This is a genomic window from Pseudomonas viridiflava, from assembly GCF_001642795.1.
Classification (GTDB): domain Bacteria; phylum Pseudomonadota; class Gammaproteobacteria; order Pseudomonadales; family Pseudomonadaceae; genus Aquipseudomonas; species Aquipseudomonas viridiflava.
In genome coordinates, this window is the sequence record NZ_LKEH01000026.1 from 499,861 (window position 1) to 512,001 (window position 12,141).

Genomic DNA, 12,141 nt, shown 5'->3' on the forward strand with positions numbered 1-12,141 from the left:
GCTGGCGCAAATCAATGTCCACGATAGCAGCGAACATTTCAACGCTCGAACAGCGAATTCGTACAGCGTCTCTCGCAGCGCAGCGAGATCCGGCCTCGGTCGGCCTGCTGGCGGTGAGTAAAACCAAGCCCTCCAGCGCATTGCGGGAAGCATACGCTGCCGGATTGCGTGACTTTGGCGAAAATTATTTGCAGGAAGCCCTCGGCAAACAGGGCGAATTGGCGGACCTGCCCTTGTGCTGGCACTTCATTGGCCCCATTCAATCGAACAAAACGCGCGCAATCGCCGAAAACTTCGCCTGGGTACATTCCGTGGATCGCCTGAAAATTGCTCAACGCCTCTCTGAGCAGCGGCCTGAAGGTCTGGAGCCGCTCAACATCTGCATTCAGGTGAATGTCAGTGGCGAGGCCAGCAAATCAGGCTGTACGCCAGAGGATCTGCCAGCACTGGCCGCTGCCATCAGCGCCCTGCCGCGCCTGAAGCTGCGTGGCCTGATGGCGATTCCCGAGCCCACCGAAGATCAGGCTGAACAGGCCGCTGCCTTTGCGGCTGTGCGCACGCTGCAGGACCAGTTGGACCTGCCGCTCGACACCCTTTCCATGGGCATGAGCCACGACCTGGAAGCCGCCATCGCTCAAGGCGCAACCTGGGTACGGATCGGCACCGCCCTTTTTGGCGCCCGCGACTACGGCCAGCCATAACCTCCACACAAGGACCCCACTCATGAGCAAGACCCGTATCGCCTTCATCGGCGCCGGAAACATGGCCTCCAGCCTGATCGGCGGACTGCGTGCCCAAGGTGTGGAGGCGAGCCTGATCTGTGCCAGCGCGCCGGGAGCCGAAACCCGCGAGCGCATTTCGACCGAGCACGGCATCAAGGTCTTCGCCGACAACGCCGAAGCAGTCAAGGGTGCGGACGTTGTGGTACTCGCGGTCAAGCCACAGTTGATGAAAGCCGTGTGCGAAGCCCTCAAGCCCAGTCTGGAAGCGCATCAGTTGATTGTTTCGGTGGCTGCCGGCATCACCTGCGCCAGCCTGACCAAATGGCTGGGCGAACAGCCGGTGGTCCGCTGCATGCCCAATACGCCTTCGCTATTGCGTCAGGGTGCCAGCGGCCTGTATGCCACAGCGAATGTCACCGCCACACAGCGCGAACAGGCCGAACAAATGCTGTCCGCCGTCGGGATCGCGGTCTGGGTCGAGCAGGAAAAGCACATGGACGCCGTCACTGCGGTGTCCGGCAGCGGCCCTGCCTACTTTTTTCTAATGATGGAAGCCATGACCGCCGCAGGTGTGAAACTGGGCCTGCCGGAAGACATCGCTAAAAAACTCACCCTGCAAACCGCACTCGGCTCGGCGCTGATCGCGACGGGCAGCGATGTGGATGCAGGCGAATTGCGTCGTCGTGTCGCCTCACCGGGCGGCACCACAGAAGCCGCGATCAAGGCATTTCAGGCAGGCGGTTTCGAAGCACTGGTGCAAACCGCGCTGACCGCCGCCGATCACCGCGCAGCCGAACTGGCTGAGCAACTGGGCAAATAATTTCAGGTCTTTTTCGGAGCAGATTGATGATCGGATTGAACACCGCTGCAATTTATGTCCTGCAAACCCTCGGCAGTCTGTATTTGATGCTCATCCTGTTGCGCTTCGTGCTGCAACTGGTGCGAGCGAACTTCTACAACCCGCTGAGCCAATTCATCGTCAAGGCCACTCAGCCGCTGCTCAAGCCGCTGCGACGCATCATTCCGAGTATTTTCGGACTGGACATGTCGTCGCTGGTGCTGGCGATCATCGTGCAGATGATTCTGATGGCCCTTACCTTGCTGCTGATAGCCGGCACCGCCGGTGATCCGTTGCTTCTGCTGCTGTGGTCGATCATCAGCGTGACGGCACTGTTCCTGAAGATATTCTTCTTTGCCCTGATTATCAGCGTAATCCTGTCCTGGGTCGCGCCGGGCAGCAACAATCCTGGTGCGGAACTGGTCAACCAGATCTGCGAACCGGCGCTGGCACCCTTCCGCAGAATCGTGCCGAACCTGGGCGGCCTCGACATCTCACCGATCCTCGCGTTTCTGGTGCTCAAGCTGCTGGACATGCTGGTCATCAACAACCTGGCGGCCATGAGCCACATGCCGGAAGTGCTGCGCCTGTTGATGTAATCCCTTGATGATGATCTGGCGATCGTTCCCACGAGCATGGGAACGATCATCATCGTATTCCTCCAAGAGGACTTGTGTATAACGATGAGCGCGGAGCGATGGGCACGATCAGTGTTGAGGCAGTCCGTACCGTGCCTGATATTCCCTTATTGCCGCTGCCCCCCACGGTCTTTAGACTTACGCCTCATTCAAGCGAGAGCAGGGTCGATGCCCACGGTCTTTCCCCACGATTCTGTCGGTCTGGTCACACCGCAACTGGCCCATTTCAGCGAGCCTCTGGCGCTGGCGTGTGGACGTTCGCTGCCGGCCTACGACCTGATTTACGAAACCTACGGTCAACTCAATGCCACGGCCAGCAATGCCGTGCTGATCTGTCACGCGCTGTCCGGGCATCATCATGCGGCGGGCTTTCACAGCGTCGATGATCGCAAGCCCGGCTGGTGGGACAGTTGCATCGGTCCCGGCAAGCCTATCGATACCAACAAATTCTTCGTCGTCAGCCTGAATAATCTGGGCGGCTGTAACGGTTCGACCGGCCCCAGCAGCATCGATCCGGAAACCGGCAAGCCTTTCGGCGCCAACTTCCCGGTCGTCACCGTGGAAGACTGGGTCAACAGCCAGGCCCGCTTGGCCGACGTTCTGGGGATCGCCCAGTGGGCTGCGGTCATCGGCGGCAGCCTGGGTGGCATGCAAGCATTGCAATGGACCATCAGCTACCCCGAGCGCGTGCGTCACTGCCTGGCCATCGCGTCAGCCCCCAAGCTGTCGGCACAGAACATCGCCTTCAACGAAGTGGCGCGTCAGGCCATCCTCACGGACCCCGAATTCCACGGCGGCTCGTTTCAGGAGCGTGGCGTGATCCCCAAACGCGGCCTGATGCTGGCGCGCATGGTTGGCCACATCACCTATCTGTCCGATGACTCGATGGGCGAGAAATTCGGCCGCGGCCTGAAGAGCGAGAAGCTCAATTACGATTTCCACAGTGTCGAGTTTCAGGTCGAGAGCTACCTGCGTTATCAGGGTGAAGAGTTCTCCGGGCGTTTCGACGCCAATACCTACCTGTTGATGACCAAGGCGCTGGATTACTTCGACCCGGCCGCCAACTTCAACGACGACCTGGCCAAGACCTTCGCCAATGCGACAGCCAGGTTCTGCGTGATGTCCTTCACCACCGACTGGCGCTTCTCGCCAGCCCGCTCCCGCGAACTGGTGGACGCGCTGATGGCGGCCCGCAAGGACGTCTGCTACCTGGAAATCGATGCGCCTCAGGGTCACGACGCCTTCCTGATTCCCATCCCGCGCTATCTGCAGGCTTTCAGTAATTACATGAATCGAATTTCGCTGTGAGGATGTCATGAGAGCCGATCTGGAAATCATCCAGGAATGGATTCCCGCTGGCAGCCGCGTGCTCGACCTGGGTTGCGGTGACGGCGAGCTGCTGACCTGGTTGCGTGACCATAAGCAGGTCACCGGCTACGGCCTGGAAAACGACGCAGACAACATCGCCCAGTGCGTCGCCAAGGGCATCAACGTCATCGAGCAGGACCTGGATAAAGGCCTGGGCAACTTCGCCAGCAACAGTTTCGACATCGTGGTCATGACTCAGGCGCTGCAAGCCGTGCATTACCCGGACCGGATCCTCGACGAAATGCTGCGGGTCGGCCGGCAATGCATCATCACCTTCCCGAACTTCGGCCACTGGCGCTGCCGCTGGTATCTGGCGAGCAAGGGCCGCATGCCGGTCTCCGAGTTTCTGCCTTACACCTGGTACAACACGCCGAACATCCACTTCTGCACCTTCGGCGATTTCGAAGAACTGTGCCGCGAGCGCGATGCACAGGTACTCGACCGACTGGCTGTCGATCAGCAGCACCGCCATGGGTGGGCCAGCAAGCTATGGCCTAATCTGTTGGGTGAAATCGGCATCTACCGGGTCACCAGCCCTGGGCTGACGGACCACCGGATTGCCGTGTAACGCTGCTTTTCGAGGAAACGACATGCGCCGCCTGATGCTGTCTTTGCTGATCGCCAGTCTGAGCCTGCCCGCAATGGCAGCCGACGCCATCAAGGGCAATCGTCAGGAGCAGTTTGGCGACATCACGGTTTACTACAACACCTTCAATTCGACGGCGCTGCAACCGGACATCGCCAGGACTGCGGAGCTGATCCGCAGCAAGGAACAGGGCGTCATCAACATCTCTGTGGTCCGTAATGGAAAGCCGCAGATGGCGCAGGTCAGCGGGACGATCAGGGATCTGGCCAATGACTCGCTGCCGCTGGGTTTCAAGCCGGTCACCGAATACGGCGCGGTCAGCTATGTGGCGCAGTACCCTGTGCCGCAGCAGGAAGTCCGAATTTTCGACATTACCGTCCAGACAGGCGGCAATACTCACCGTTTCAGTTTTAACCAGGAACTCTTTCCGGGCCAATGATGAACCTTACCCAACTCGTACTGGCCAGCCACAACGCTGGCAAGCTCAAAGAACTCCAGGCCATGCTCGGCGACAGCGTCACCCTGCGCTCGGTAGGCGAATTCAGCCAGATCGAGCCGGAAGAGACCGGCCTGTCGTTCGTCGAGAACGCAATCCTCAAGGCCCGCAACGCATCGCGCCTGTCGGGCCTGCCTGCCCTGGCGGACGACTCGGGACTGGCGGTGGACTTTCTGGGCGGCGCGCCGGGGATTTATTCGGCACGCTACGCCGACGGCAAGGGCGACGCGGCCAACAACGCCAAGCTGCTGGACGCACTGAAAGACGTACCGGACGAGCAACGCGGTGCGCAGTTCGTGTGCGTACTGGCGCTGGTACGTCACGCCGATGACCCACTGCCGATTCTGTGTGAAGGTCTGTGGCACGGGCGCATTCTGCATGCAGCCAGTGGCGAACACGGCTTTGGCTACGACCCGCTGTTCTGGGTGCCGGAGCGCGACTGCTCCAGCGCAGAGCTGGGACCCGTCGAGAAAAACCAGCTCAGCCATCGCGCCCGCGCCATGGTCCTGCTGCGCCAGCGCCTGGGTCTGGAATGATCCACGATCCTTCTGCGCAGCCGCTGTTTCTGGGCGAGACCGGTTTTTCGTCCGAAGGCCCTCGCCCTGCGCTGCCGCACCTGCCGCCGTTGTCGCTGTACATCCACATTCCGTGGTGCGTGCGCAAATGCCCGTATTGCGACTTCAACTCCCACACGGCCAGCCCGGTGCTGCCGGAGCAGGAATACGTCGATGCACTGCTGGCCGATCTGGATCAGGACCTGCCACACGTCTATGGTCGCGAGCTGCAATCGATCTTCTTCGGTGGCGGCACGCCCAGCCTGTTCAGTGCCGAGGCGCTGGGCCGTCTGTTGAAAGGTGTGGAACAACGCATTCGATTCGCCAGCGATATCGAAATCACCCTTGAAGCCAACCCCGGCACGTTCGAGCAGGCCAAGTTCAGCGCCTATCGCGCATTGGGTATCAACCGGCTGTCCATCGGCATCCAGAGCTTTCAGGAATCCAAGCTCAAGGCGCTGGGCCGGATCCACAATGGCGACGAAGCGATCCGCGCAGCGGACATGGCGCGTCAGGCCGGTTTCGACAACTTCAACCTGGACCTGATGCACGGCCTGCCGGATCAATCGCAGGACGAAGCGCTGGATGACCTGAGACAAGCCATCGCGCTGAAACCGACGCATCTGTCCTGGTATCAGCTGACACTGGAGCCCAACACGGTGTTCTGGAACCAGCCGCCGGTGCTGCCGGAAGACGACATCCTCTGGGACATTCAGGAAACTGGCCAGCAACTGCTGGCGGACCATGGCTACGCGCAATACGAAGTGTCGGCCTATGCACAGCCCGGCAAACCGGCGCGGCATAACCTGAATTACTGGGCGTTCGGCGATTTCATCGGGATCGGCGCGGGCGCTCATGGCAAGCTGAGTCATCTGGACGGACGTATTTTCCGTACCTGGAAAACGCGGCTGCCCAAGGACTACCTGAACCCTGACAAACCTTTTCAGGCGGGCATGAAGCTATTGCCACTGGATGAATTGCCGTTCGAGTTCCTGATGAACGCCTTGCGACTGACAAAGGGCGTGGACGCTGCATTATTTCGGGAAAGAACGGGTCTAAGCGTCGACTCACTGGCCAGCGCTCGTAAACAGGCGGAGCAACGCGGTCTGTTGCAGACCGATCCGACACGTCTGGCAGCGACGCCGCAAGGCCAGCTTTTCCTCAATGACTTGTTGCAATACTTTCTGATCTAAGGACCCTGCATGGATCTCGTACTCGATCTGCTCGCCACCGTGTCACGCTGGAGTCGCAGCAACCTTTCAGAAATCGCCCTGGCGCTGGTGGGCTGCCTGCTGGTGCTGTTCGGCTCGGATGTCAAAGGCTGGCTGGAACAGCGCGTGGGCAGCATGGCAGGCGCCTTGCGCATCCCGATCATGGCCCTGCTGTGCACCGTCGGCAGCGGCCTGGCCCTGATCTACGCCACCCCTTGGGTCGTGCGCGGCCTGAGCCAGTTCAACAACTACAGCCTGGCGCCGGTGCTGTTGGTGGTGCTGGTGCTGATCGGGGTGGTTGCGGACAGGAAGTGATTTGATCATTCCAGCGCTCCGCGTTCGCTTGAAGATGTGACGCAGAGCGTCCCGGGCTGCATGCCCACGCGGAGCATGGGCACGATCGGTGCGCTGGATATGATCGTTCCCACGCCCCAGCGTGGTAACGCCCCTCAGGACGCTCCGCGTCCGCTTCGACGGTCAGTCAACCTTCTCGAACTTCAAATCCCAGACACCATGACCAAGACGCTCGCCACGGCGTTCGAACTTGGTGATCGGGCGTTCGGCCGGGCGCGGCACGTACTGATTGTCTTCGGCCTGATTGCGGAAACCCGGCGCGACGCTCATCACTTCCAGCATGTACTCGGCGTAAGGACCCCAGTCGGTCGCCATGTGGAACACGCCACCGGTCTTCAGCTTGCTACGTACCAGCGCGGCAAACTCGGGCTGCACGATGCGGCGCTTGTGGTGACGGCTCTTGTGCCACGGATCCGGGAAGAACAGCATCAGGCGATCCAGGCTGTTGTCCGCGATGCAGCGGTTCAGCACTTCGATGGCATCGCAGTCATAGACCCGCACGTTGGTCAGGCCCTGAGTCAGCACGCCATTGAGCAATGCACCAACACCGGGGTAATGCACTTCAACACCAATGAAATCCTGCTCGGGCGCAGCCGCGGCCATTTCCAGCAATGAGTGCCCCATGCCGAAGCCGATTTCCAGCGTGCGCGGCGCAGAGCGGCCGAACACCTGATCAAAATCGACCGGCGCGTCCGTCAAGGACAGGCCGAATTTCGGACGCCCCTGATCCAGACCGCGCTGCTGGCCTTCGGTCATGCGGCCAGCACGCATCACGAAACTCTTGATGCGGCGGTGCTGGCGCTCTTCGCCCTCTTCGGTAGCAGGCGACTCTGGGTGCGGAACGTGCGAATCAGTCATCAAACGGGCTCTTACTTGATCAGGCCATCCAGCGGCGAAGATGCGCTGGCATAGAGTTTTCGTGGCATGCGTCCGGCGAGGTACGCCAGACGACCGGCAAATACAGCGTGCTTCATGGCTTCGGCCATCATGATCGGCTGCTGGGCGTGGGCGATGGCAGAGTTCATCAACACCGCCTCGCAACCCAGCTCCATCGCGATGGTGGCATCGGAAGCGGTCCCGACACCGGCATCGACCAGCACCGGCACTTTGGTTTCTTCCAGAATGATCTGCAGGTTGTACGGGTTGCAGATCCCCAGACCGCTGCCGATCAGCCCAGCCAGCGGCATGATCGCGATGCAGCCGATCTCGGCCAGTTGGCGGGCGATGATCGGGTCATCGCTGGTGTAGACCATCACATCGAAACCGTCCTTGACCAGCACTTCGGCGGCCTTGAGGGTCTCGATCACGTTGGGGAACAGGGTCTTCTGGTCCGCCAGCACTTCCAGCTTGACCAGATTGCGGCCGTCCAGCAGTTCGCGGGACAGACGGCAGGTGCGCACCGCTTCGACGGCATCGAAGCAGCCGGCGGTGTTCGGCAGAATGGTGTAGCGATCCGGGGGCAGCACATCCAGCAGGTTCGGCTCGCCCGGGTTCTGACCCAGATTGGTACGGCGCACGGCAACGGTGACGATCTCGGCACCCGAGGCTTCGATGGCCAGACGGGTCTGCTCCATGTCCACGTATTTGCCGGTGCCTACCAGCAGGCGCGACTCAAAGGTCCGACCGGCCAGAACGAAAGGCTTGTCGCTGCGAACATTGCTCATCGGAAATCCTCTTCAACTTGCAGATTAGGGGGCGTCGCCGTCCAGCGCTGCGAACTAGCCGCCGCCGATGGCGTGGACCACTTCGACCTGATCACCTTCGGACAGGGCTGTGGTCTCGTGCTGGCTGCGCGGCACGATATCCAGATTCAATTCCACTGCGACGCGACGTCCGGCAAGTTCCAGACGGGTCAGCAGCGCCTCGACGGTTGCGCCGTCGGGCAATTCAAAGGACTCACCGTTCAACTGAATGTGCATGCGAGAGCAGCCATCATTTTAGGGGGCCAGCATTCTAGCCCGATCGGCCGGTATGACCAAATCAAAGCCACGCCATTCGTCTCAAGCAACCTCGGCAAACTGCGCCACGATCAGGGCGCAGAACCCAGACGCCACGCCGCCAGCCCCAGGGTCGCCCAGCCGAACAGAAACGCCAGACCGCCGAACGGGGTGATGATGCCCAGCTTGCTGATGCCGGTCAGGGTCAGTGCATACAGGCTGCCGGAAAACAGCAGAATGCCGATGGCAAAGGAAATGCCGGCCCAGGTGACCAGCCGACCCGGAAGCTGTGCCGCCAGTACGGCCACACCCAGCAGCGCCAGCGCATGAACGAGTTGGTACAGGACGCCGGTCTGAAAGATGGTCAGGTACTCGGCGGTCAGACGCCCTTTCAGGCCATGAGCAGCAAAGGCACCAAGCGCCACGCCCGTAAAACCGAAGAAGGCGGCCAACATTAAAAAGCTACGAAGCATCAGGAACTCCAGTGAAAAATCGTCCGAAGGCGCACGGTCTGTATAATGGCCCGCTCAACGGGTTCGGCCAAGCCATCTCTATGCTGCAGTCTCTCTTTCGTCGCCTCATCAAAGCCCTGCTGTGGTTCGCAGCTGGCAGTGTCATTCTGGTTATCATCTTCCGCTGGATACCGCCGCCTGGCACCGCGTTGATGGTGGAGCGCAAGGTGGAATCCTGGTTTGACGGTCAGCCCATCGACCTGCAACGCGACTGGCAGCCGTGGGACAAGATTTCCGACAACCTGAAAATCGCCGTTATTGCCGGCGAAGACCAGAAGTTTGCCGAACACTGGGGCTTCGACGTCGACGCGATCCAGGCCGCGATTCTGCACAACGAACGTGGCGGCTCGATCCGCGGTGCCAGCACCCTGAGCCAGCAAGTCTCGAAAAACCTGTTTCTATGGTCCGGCCGCAGCTACCTGCGCAAAGGCCTCGAAGCCTGGTTCACGATGCTCATTGAGGTGTTGTGGTCCAAGGAGCGCATCCTTGAGGTCTACCTCAACAGCGTCGAATGGGACGAAGGCGTGTTCGGCGCACAAGCGGCCGCGCAGCACCATTTCCGCGTCAACGCGAGCGCCCTGACGGTCCAGCAGGCCAGCTACCTCGCCGCCGTCCTGCCCAACCCCAGAGAATGGAGCGCCAGCCACCCCAGCAGCTACGTCTCCCGCCGCGCCGGCTGGATCCGTCAGCAGATGCGGCAATTGGGTGGGGATGACTATCTGGCGAACCTGAACCATAGCCGTCGGTTTTAATGGGTGTAAAACCCGTGCACGCGGGTTCTGGGCTGCAATCCCACGAAAGCGATGCCTTTCTTCAAGCGGATTAATGGCCTGATAGTGGGCACGCCCGCGTCCCCGAGAACCGACGCTTCGCCTGCCGATGTTTACACCTGGATATCAGTGTAATCAGAAGATCGGGACGCGGAGCGTCCCAGGCGGCATGCCAACGCAGAGCATTGGCACGATCAGGTCCAGATTCCCGCTCATCAAGCCACCTGTGCCGTGATCGACGGGTTGAGCTTGCTCATCCCGTTCTTTCGCTACTGACGAATACGATCGGCAGAGATGTTGCACTTCTGCGCCAAGTCGTGAAGTGTCGAACATTAAAGAATGAAACTGCCCCATCACTACGTATGATTATTCACTTAATCTCGTAGTATCCATCTCGTTTTATTTCGAGACCTTGTTTGGACATCCAGATTTTTTATATCTTGCCAACTTTATCGAAACCCGGAAATTACTCCTGAGACAAAAGATTAGAACGTCGACCCTAAACGGAGTATCGAACCGTGAAATACCTACTTGAAGCATTCGATAAAAAAACCGAGATACTAGCCTTTGAGAAAGAAATTCCAGGAGGCCATGATCAACAACTCAAGCTCATCATGGGTTGGACATCCGAGCAGTTAGGCCATGAAGGCTACAATCTGGACGCCGCTCAACTGGAAGCAATCGTCAGGATAATAGGCGATGAAAGCCATGACCCGAACTACGACTACCAACTGACATGCAATACTGATGACTACTAGCTAAAACGCGCTGTCCAACGTTGGGACTTTGTGATGCGGCAACGCATCATGCCGCTATCGATATACTGAGCGTGCTCATCGCACTCTTCCAATGCTGATGAATACGCTCAGCGAAGACGTTATACATCTACGCCAGATCATACTGAAAACAGAAGCACAGACCAAAGAGGTCTACTGCTGAAACGAGCATCGAACCGTGAAATACCTGCTTGAAGCATTCGACAGAAAAACAGAATTTCTCGCTTTTGCAAAAGAAATCCCGGCTGGCAATGACGAACGGCTAAAAAGCATCATGGGCTGGACATCCGAGCAGTGGGGCGATGAAGGCTACAATCTGGACGCTTCTCAGTTGGAAGCAATCGTCAGGCTCATCGGTGATGAACCCCATGATCCGAACTACTTCTACCAGCTGACATGCAACGCTGACGACCTTTAAACAAAAACGCCCCGATCAGATCGGGGCGTTTTGCGTTACCGGCTACGTTACGCCGCTATCGACGTCTTGAGCTTGTTCATCGCGCTCTTTTCTAGCTGACGAATGCGCTCGGCGGAGACGTTGTACTTCTGCGCCAGGTCGTGCAGCGTGGCTTTTTCTTCTGCCAGCCAGCGCTGGTAGAGGATGTCGCGGCTGCGTTCGTCCAGCACGTCCAGCGCCTGATGCAGATTGGCGGTGGAGTTGTCGGTCCAATCGGAATCTTCCAACTGACGCGCCGGGTCGTAGCGGTGGTCTTCCAGGTAGTTGGCTGGCGACTGGAACGCACTGTCGTCGTCAGCTTCGGCTGCCGGGTCGAATGCCATGTCGTGGCCGGTCAGGCGGCTTTCCATCTCGCGCACTTCACGTGGCTCGACACCCAGGCTTTCAGCGACGCGATGCACTTCGTCGTTGTTTAGCCAGGCCAGACGCTTCTTCTGGCTGCGCAGGTTGAAGAACAGCTTGCGCTGCGCCTTGGTCGTGGCAACTTTCACGATGCGCCAGTTGCGCAGGATGAACTCGTGGATTTCCGCCTTGATCCAGTGCACGGCGAACGACACCAGACGCACACCCATTTCAGGGTTGAAACGCTTCACGGCCTTCATCAGACCGACGTTACCTTCCTGGATCAGGTCAGCCTGAGCCAGACCGTAACCGGAATAACTGCGTGCGATGTGCACGACAAAACGCAGGTGGGCGAGAACCATCTGCCGAGCCGCCCCCAGATCCTGCTCATAGTAGAGACTCTCAGCCAGTTCACGCTCCTGCTCGGGCGTCAGCAGCGGAATGCTGTTGACCGTATGCACGTAGGCCTCAAGGTTCGCACCCGGGACTAAGGCATAAGCAGGTTGCAAAGAATTGGTCATACGAAAAAACCTCCAGCGCACATAAATGTGCAGTTCAGCACTGCCAGATTGACTTGGAA

Annotated in this window: 17 protein-coding genes; 12 read left to right on the top strand and 5 right to left on the bottom strand. The window is 59.3% G+C overall.

What is annotated here, in order from left to right:
* Positions 1-14: 14 nt before the first annotated feature.
* The 9 genes from AO065_RS15015 to AO065_RS15055 all read left to right on the top strand — a co-directional run bounded on the left by AO065_RS15015 (position 15) and on the right by AO065_RS15055 (position 6,728).
* The gene (locus AO065_RS15015) at positions 15-701 is read left to right on the top strand and encodes a YggS family pyridoxal phosphate-dependent enzyme (RefSeq protein ID WP_004884380.1); all 687 of its coding nucleotides are present in this window, start codon (positions 15-17) and stop codon (positions 699-701) included.
* A 22-nt stretch (positions 702-723) separates the two neighbouring features.
* On the top strand, positions 724-1,542 hold the full coding sequence (gene proC, locus AO065_RS15020; RefSeq protein WP_004884381.1) for a pyrroline-5-carboxylate reductase: 819 nt from the start codon (positions 724-726) through the stop codon (positions 1,540-1,542).
* A 26-nt stretch (positions 1,543-1,568) separates the two neighbouring features.
* Complete coding sequence (locus tag AO065_RS15025; RefSeq protein WP_004884382.1) at positions 1,569-2,159, top strand: YggT family protein; 591 nt, start codon at positions 1,569-1,571, stop codon at positions 2,157-2,159.
* A 207-nt stretch (positions 2,160-2,366) separates the two neighbouring features.
* On the top strand, positions 2,367-3,506 hold the full coding sequence (metX, locus tag AO065_RS15030) for a homoserine O-succinyltransferase MetX (RefSeq protein ID WP_004884383.1): 1,140 nt from the start codon (positions 2,367-2,369) through the stop codon (positions 3,504-3,506).
* A 7-nt stretch (positions 3,507-3,513) separates the two neighbouring features.
* On the top strand, positions 3,514-4,134 hold the full coding sequence (metW, locus tag AO065_RS15035) for a methionine biosynthesis protein MetW (protein WP_004884384.1): 621 nt from the start codon (positions 3,514-3,516) through the stop codon (positions 4,132-4,134).
* Positions 4,135-4,156: 22 nt separating this feature from the next.
* Complete coding sequence (locus AO065_RS15040; protein ID WP_004884386.1) at positions 4,157-4,591, top strand: DUF4426 domain-containing protein; 435 nt, start codon at positions 4,157-4,159, stop codon at positions 4,589-4,591.
* The gene (gene rdgB / locus AO065_RS15045) at positions 4,588-5,184 is read left to right on the top strand and encodes an RdgB/HAM1 family non-canonical purine NTP pyrophosphatase (protein ID WP_004884387.1); all 597 of its coding nucleotides are present in this window, start codon (positions 4,588-4,590) and stop codon (positions 5,182-5,184) included. Before AO065_RS15040 ends, rdgB begins: the two co-directional genes overlap by 4 nt.
* Positions 5,181-6,395, top strand: coding sequence for a radical SAM family heme chaperone HemW (gene hemW / locus AO065_RS15050; RefSeq protein ID WP_004884390.1), 1,215 nt, complete (start codon positions 5,181-5,183; stop codon positions 6,393-6,395). The genes rdgB and hemW overlap by 4 nt, the downstream gene beginning before the upstream one ends.
* Positions 6,396-6,404: 9 nt before the next feature.
* Positions 6,405-6,728, top strand: a complete 324-nt coding sequence (locus AO065_RS15055; protein WP_004884392.1) for a DUF3392 domain-containing protein — start codon at positions 6,405-6,407, stop codon at positions 6,726-6,728.
* Positions 6,729-6,890: 162 nt separating this feature from the next.
* Here the strand turns inward: AO065_RS15055 and trmB are convergent, their stop codons facing one another.
* The 4 genes from trmB to AO065_RS15075 all read right to left on the bottom strand — a co-directional run bounded on the left by trmB (position 6,891) and on the right by AO065_RS15075 (position 9,177).
* Positions 6,891-7,538: a tRNA (guanosine(46)-N7)-methyltransferase TrmB gene (gene trmB / locus AO065_RS15060; RefSeq protein ID WP_213014107.1), complete on the bottom strand. Its 648-nt coding sequence runs from the start codon at positions 7,536-7,538 to the stop codon at positions 6,891-6,893.
* Positions 7,539-7,636: 98 nt separating this feature from the next.
* Complete coding sequence (locus tag AO065_RS15065) at positions 7,637-8,431, bottom strand: thiazole synthase (protein WP_004884396.1); 795 nt, start codon at positions 8,429-8,431, stop codon at positions 7,637-7,639.
* Positions 8,432-8,485: 54 nt separating this feature from the next.
* Positions 8,486-8,686, bottom strand: a complete 201-nt coding sequence (gene thiS, locus AO065_RS15070) for a sulfur carrier protein ThiS (RefSeq protein ID WP_004884397.1) — start codon at positions 8,684-8,686, stop codon at positions 8,486-8,488.
* A 110-nt stretch (positions 8,687-8,796) separates the two neighbouring features.
* Positions 8,797-9,177 carry a DUF423 domain-containing protein gene (locus AO065_RS15075; RefSeq protein WP_004884398.1) on the bottom strand — a complete coding sequence of 127 codons (381 nt, stop codon included), beginning with the start codon at positions 9,175-9,177 and terminating at the stop codon, positions 8,797-8,799.
* Positions 9,178-9,257: 80 nt separating this feature from the next.
* On the opposite strand from AO065_RS15075, the gene mtgA reads away from it, so the two are divergent.
* The 3 genes from mtgA (at position 9,258) to AO065_RS15090 (ending at position 11,180) form a co-directional block, all read left to right on the top strand.
* The gene (gene mtgA, locus AO065_RS15080; protein ID WP_004884399.1) at positions 9,258-9,968 is read left to right on the top strand and encodes a monofunctional biosynthetic peptidoglycan transglycosylase; all 711 of its coding nucleotides are present in this window, start codon (positions 9,258-9,260) and stop codon (positions 9,966-9,968) included.
* A gap of 536 nt (positions 9,969-10,504) precedes the next feature.
* On the top strand, positions 10,505-10,744 hold the full coding sequence (locus tag AO065_RS15085; RefSeq protein ID WP_004884400.1) for a DUF7683 domain-containing protein: 240 nt from the start codon (positions 10,505-10,507) through the stop codon (positions 10,742-10,744).
* A 196-nt stretch (positions 10,745-10,940) separates the two neighbouring features.
* Positions 10,941-11,180, top strand: a complete 240-nt coding sequence (locus tag AO065_RS15090; RefSeq protein ID WP_004884402.1) for a DUF7683 domain-containing protein — start codon at positions 10,941-10,943, stop codon at positions 11,178-11,180.
* A gap of 47 nt (positions 11,181-11,227) precedes the next feature.
* Here the strand turns inward: AO065_RS15090 and rpoH are convergent, their stop codons facing one another.
* Positions 11,228-12,082: an RNA polymerase sigma factor RpoH gene (gene rpoH, locus AO065_RS15095; RefSeq protein ID WP_004884403.1), complete on the bottom strand. Its 855-nt coding sequence runs from the start codon at positions 12,080-12,082 to the stop codon at positions 11,228-11,230.
* Between the last annotated feature and the right edge of the window lie 59 nt (positions 12,083-12,141).

Bases quoted from the DNA above. Each gene is read 5' to 3' on its own strand.
- AO065_RS15015 (WP_004884380.1), top strand. From the start codon at position 15: ATGTCCACGATAGCAGCGAACATTTCAACGCTCGAACAGCGAATTCGT.
- proC (WP_004884381.1), top strand. From the start codon at position 724: ATGAGCAAGACCCGTATCGCCTTCATCGGCGCCGGAAACATGGCCTCC.
- AO065_RS15025 (WP_004884382.1), top strand. From the start codon at position 1,569: ATGATCGGATTGAACACCGCTGCAATTTATGTCCTGCAAACCCTCGGC.
- metX (WP_004884383.1), top strand. From the start codon at position 2,367: ATGCCCACGGTCTTTCCCCACGATTCTGTCGGTCTGGTCACACCGCAA.
- metW (WP_004884384.1), top strand. From the start codon at position 3,514: ATGAGAGCCGATCTGGAAATCATCCAGGAATGGATTCCCGCTGGCAGC.
- AO065_RS15040 (WP_004884386.1), top strand. From the start codon at position 4,157: ATGCGCCGCCTGATGCTGTCTTTGCTGATCGCCAGTCTGAGCCTGCCC.
- rdgB (WP_004884387.1), top strand. From the start codon at position 4,588: ATGATGAACCTTACCCAACTCGTACTGGCCAGCCACAACGCTGGCAAG.
- hemW (WP_004884390.1), top strand. From the start codon at position 5,181: ATGATCCACGATCCTTCTGCGCAGCCGCTGTTTCTGGGCGAGACCGGT.
- AO065_RS15055 (WP_004884392.1), top strand. From the start codon at position 6,405: ATGGATCTCGTACTCGATCTGCTCGCCACCGTGTCACGCTGGAGTCGC.
- trmB (WP_213014107.1), bottom strand. From the start codon at position 7,538: ATGCGTGCTGGCCGCATGACCGAAGGCCAGCAGCGCGGTCTGGATCAG.
- AO065_RS15065 (WP_004884396.1), bottom strand. From the start codon at position 8,431: ATGAGCAATGTTCGCAGCGACAAGCCTTTCGTTCTGGCCGGTCGGACC.
- thiS (WP_004884397.1), bottom strand. From the start codon at position 8,686: ATGCACATTCAGTTGAACGGTGAGTCCTTTGAATTGCCCGACGGCGCA.
- AO065_RS15075 (WP_004884398.1), bottom strand. From the start codon at position 9,177: ATGCTTCGTAGCTTTTTAATGTTGGCCGCCTTCTTCGGTTTTACGGGC.
- mtgA (WP_004884399.1), top strand. From the start codon at position 9,258: ATGCTGCAGTCTCTCTTTCGTCGCCTCATCAAAGCCCTGCTGTGGTTC.
- rpoH (WP_004884403.1), bottom strand. From the start codon at position 12,082: ATGACCAATTCTTTGCAACCTGCTTATGCCTTAGTCCCGGGTGCGAAC.